This is a genomic window from Streptomyces sp. 150FB (assembly GCF_000818195.1).
In the GTDB taxonomy this organism is placed as follows: Bacteria; Actinomycetota; Actinomycetes; order Streptomycetales; family Streptomycetaceae; genus Streptomyces.
Map to the genome: position 1 here is coordinate 697,811 of NZ_JTHL01000001.1, position 3,843 is coordinate 701,653.

Consider the following 3,843-nt stretch of genomic DNA (forward strand, 5'->3'; position numbering starts at 1 on the left):
CGGGGCCGGCCCCGAGGAGCGAGAGCCCGGTCGCGGACAGTGCCACGGATCCCAGACCCGCTGCCACCACGGCCCGCCGGTTCGGCCCGGACCCTTCGCTACCACTGATCGGCATGGTGCTTCCTTTCGTCGCCCAACGGCAGTGTTGTGCTCGGTACGTGGTGGCTGATCAGCGGCCGAGGTCCACGGTGAAGTGCCAGCGGCCGGAACCGACGGTGTAACCGGCCCGGTCCTGGCCCGTGTTGCCGCCGCCCGGCAGCAGTACAGCGCCCTTCGGGGCCCGGGCACTCCCGCTGCCGTGGCCGAACAGCGGCACACCCACGGTCGCCGTGGAGTTGACCGGGACGGTGACAGTCAGGTCGAACCGGTCGCTCGTCCTGGTCCAGGAGCTGGCAACGGTCCCCCGCACGGTGTCGATCGAGGCCGACACCTGGCCGAGGCCCTCCGGCACCTGCGGAACGACGGCAACTGTGCGGTATCCGGGCCCAGTTGGTTCGATGCCGCCCAGCCGGGTGTAGAGGGAGGCGTTGATGCCCGCGAACATCGCGTGGTCGTGGGTCTCCATGGCCGAGCTGTAGAGCCACTGTTCCCAGGAACTCGTCGCGCCGTGGCCGATCTCGTAGCCGAAGCCCGGGTAGCTCTTCTGGTCCAGGACCGTCATCGCGACATCGGTACGGCCCACCCGGGACAGGGCGTCCATCAGATAGCGGGTGCCGAAGATCCCGGTGTCCAGGTGGCCGTCGTCCTTGTGGAGAATCGTGTCGACGAGCTGCTCACCCACCGCCGCGACGTTCTCGGCCGGCACCATCCCGAAGGCCAGCGGGAGCACACTCGTCACCTGGCGGCCGTCCCCGTAGGTGTCGCCCGCCGCGTCGAGGAAGCGCGCGTTGAACGCCTGGGCGATGTCTGCGGCCAACTCCCGGTAGTGGTCCGCCTCTTCGGAGTGACCCAGCGCCTCTGCCGACCTGGAGACATCGAGGGCCTGGAGGTACGACAGGGCGGTGTTGACCACCGACACCTCGCTGGTGCAGTCCCCGGCGTCGGGGCCGCCCATGCCGCCGTTCGCGCCTGGCCCGTGGTCCGGCGGGCACCAGTCGCCGAAGCCGTGGTTCTCCGGCCAGATGTGACCGGGCACGTCACGGGCGTTGGTGTCGGCGAACGTCTTCATCGCGGGGTAGGCGGCCGCGAGGGTCGCCCGGTCGCCGTACTGCTCGTAGAGCGTCCACGCCAGGCTGATCTGGTCGCCGCCCATGTCGGGCTGCTGCGCGTTGGCCGCGTCGTTCGGCAAGGCGGTGCCCGGCGGCATGTCCTGGAGGTAGTTGGCGTAGAAGCCGTCCATGCCGAACTCCCGTGTGGACGCGTCGTGATAGGCCTGCACGTCCATGCCGGGAGGGGTCCGCTCGTCGCGCACCGGGTTGTCGGTGGGAGTGCTCATCGAGTTGTTCAGCAGGCTCCACCGGTTGTTCCGCCAGATCTGGTTCAGCAGCGGGTCGGAGGAGCTGAAGTCACCGGTGGACGCGACGTCCGCGTGGACCACACGGGCGTCGAGCATCCCGGCGGCCGGGCCCGCCGGGTAGCCGGTGACTTCGACGTAGCGGAACCCGTGGTAGACGAAGCGTGGTTCGTAGGTCTCCGTCGCGCCGGTGCCCGCGAGGGTGTACGTGTCGGTGGACGCGGCGTCCCTGTTCGTGGCCGTGTCGAGCATCCCGTCCTGGCCCAACTCCTCGGCCGTGCGCATCCGGACGCGGGTGCCGGCGGGTCCCTCGACGCGCAGGCGCGGCCATCCCGCGATGTTCTGCCCGAAGTCGTAGACGCGGACGCCGGGCCGGGGTTCGGTGACCTTGACGGCGCGCAGCGTGTCCGTCACCCGCATCGGCGGCATGGTGTCGGCCACGAGCTTGCCCGCCGGGGCGGCAACGGTCCGTACGGGCTTCCAGGCGGAGTCGTCGAAACCGGCTCTGTCCCAGTTGTGCTGTTCGAGCCGGGCGTCGTAACTCTCGCCGTCGTAGAGGTCGTTGGCGGTGATAGCGCCCGTCGACCAGGTCCAGGTGCCGTCCGTGGTGATGTTCCGGTGCGAGCCGTCGGTATAGGTGACCTCGATCAGCATGGCGGCCTGCTTGGGGCCCAGCCAGCGGAAGCCGTACGGGCTGAACTTCTCCCCGTAGCCGTTCCCGAGCCACATCCCGACCGCGTTGGAACCCCGCCGGAGGCTCCCGGTGATGTCGTACGTGGTGTACAGCGCGCACCGGTCGTACGGGGTGGACGCCGGGGTCAGGACCCGGTCGCCGGCCTTCTCGCCGTTGAGACGCATCTCGTAGAAGCCGAGGCCGTACACGTAGGCGCGGGCCCGCGCGACCGGCTTGTCGAGGGTGAAGGTGTGCCGCAGCATCGGCGCGTCGGGTTCGCCGCTGAGCAGGGTGGGATCGCCTTTCGGCGCGAGTTGTCCGTCGTCGATCGCCGTGTCGGGGAAGTGCGGGTCGGGCGAGGTGGAGAAGTCGTCGGAGAACAGGGCCGTTCCGTCGAGGCCGCGCACCACGACATTGTCGTAGCGGGCGTCCTCGGCGACGTTCCCGCTGGTGGAGGTGCGGAAGCCGAGCGTGCCGCCGGTGTGGGCGGTGTCCGTACGGGAGTCGACCTGCTGCCCGTCGATCCAGGTGGTGATCGTGGCGCCGTCGGCCTTGATCTTCATGTGGTGGGGTTTCGCCGCGTCCGCCGGGGCGATCACCTGGCTGAGGTCGACCTCACCGAGGGTGGTGAAGACCCCGCCGGCCCGCACATGGGGGCGCAGTGTGACCTTCCCCGGTGTGGTCACCGTATTGACCTGCCACATGTAGTAGTTGGAGGCGTCCTCGGCGCGGAACAGCACACTCGCCGCACCGGCTTCGACGGTGAAGTCGGTGTCCAGGGTGAAGTCCGACCAGGAGGTGTCAGCCCCGGTGTCGGGGCTGATCCATTGGGCGCCCTTCCAGTCCGCGGTGGTCAGCAGGCCCGTCTCCCACCAGGAGGGGGAACTCCAGGCGGAGGGGTTCCCGTGGGCGTTCCAGACCCGCACCGTCCAGTAGTAGCGGTGCGAGGAGGTCAACGCCGGTCCGCCGTAAGGGACTCCGGTGGACTCGGCTGAGGCGGTCCTGCCGCTGTCCCAGACGCTCGCGTGCTTGACGTCCGTGTCCTTGAGGTCCGGGTCCGTGACGTCCGCGTCCTTCAGCCGGTCCGCGCTGTCGGCGACCCGTAGCTGATACGCGCTCTGCCGGTCACCGCTGACCGGCGAACGCAGCTTCCAACTGAGGGCCGGACGCGTGTTGTCGGTGCCGAGAGGCCGCGTCGTGTTGTCGGTACGGAGGTCGCTCACGGAGATCCGCGCGGTCGCCGCCTGGGCGGCGGCGAGGGGCCCGGACGGGAGTCCCGCCAGGGAGAAAGTGACAACGAGAGCCGCCACAACGGCCCAGTACGGTGTTGTCCCCCGGTGGTGACGGAACATCAGACCTCAATCAGCCGCAGTCCGGGCGCGCGAAGACTGGAGGGCAGCCTTCCGCCGTGGATTGAAACGTTTTTCAGGCTCCCCTCTCCGCCGCGCGCCGTCAAGACATCGGCACCGGAACATCGCTCAACGGCGCGCGGTCCCGGCCGGGTTCGGAACATCGACGCACGGGGATTGACGCTCAGCCGCTCGGGCCCATAGCGTCCCCCCGGCGGCGTTGAAACCTTTCAGCCATGCAGAACCTTTCAGCCGGAACGGCGCACGCCGCTCCGTGGGCCGCCGCTCCGGCCCACGAAGGAGACCTCGATGGACGACGGCGTGACCACGACCGACAGCACGGGCCCCTCCGGCACCGAGGTCTCCCG

1 protein-coding gene is annotated in these 3,843 nt (G+C 69.5%); it reads right to left on the reverse strand.

The features are described 5' to 3' along the window. Window positions 1-169: 169 nt before the first annotated feature. Complete coding sequence (locus QR77_RS02930; RefSeq protein WP_201778784.1) at window positions 170-3,436, reverse strand: family 78 glycoside hydrolase catalytic domain; 3,267 nt, start codon at window positions 3,434-3,436, stop codon at window positions 170-172. Window positions 3,437-3,843 lie beyond the last annotated feature (407 nt).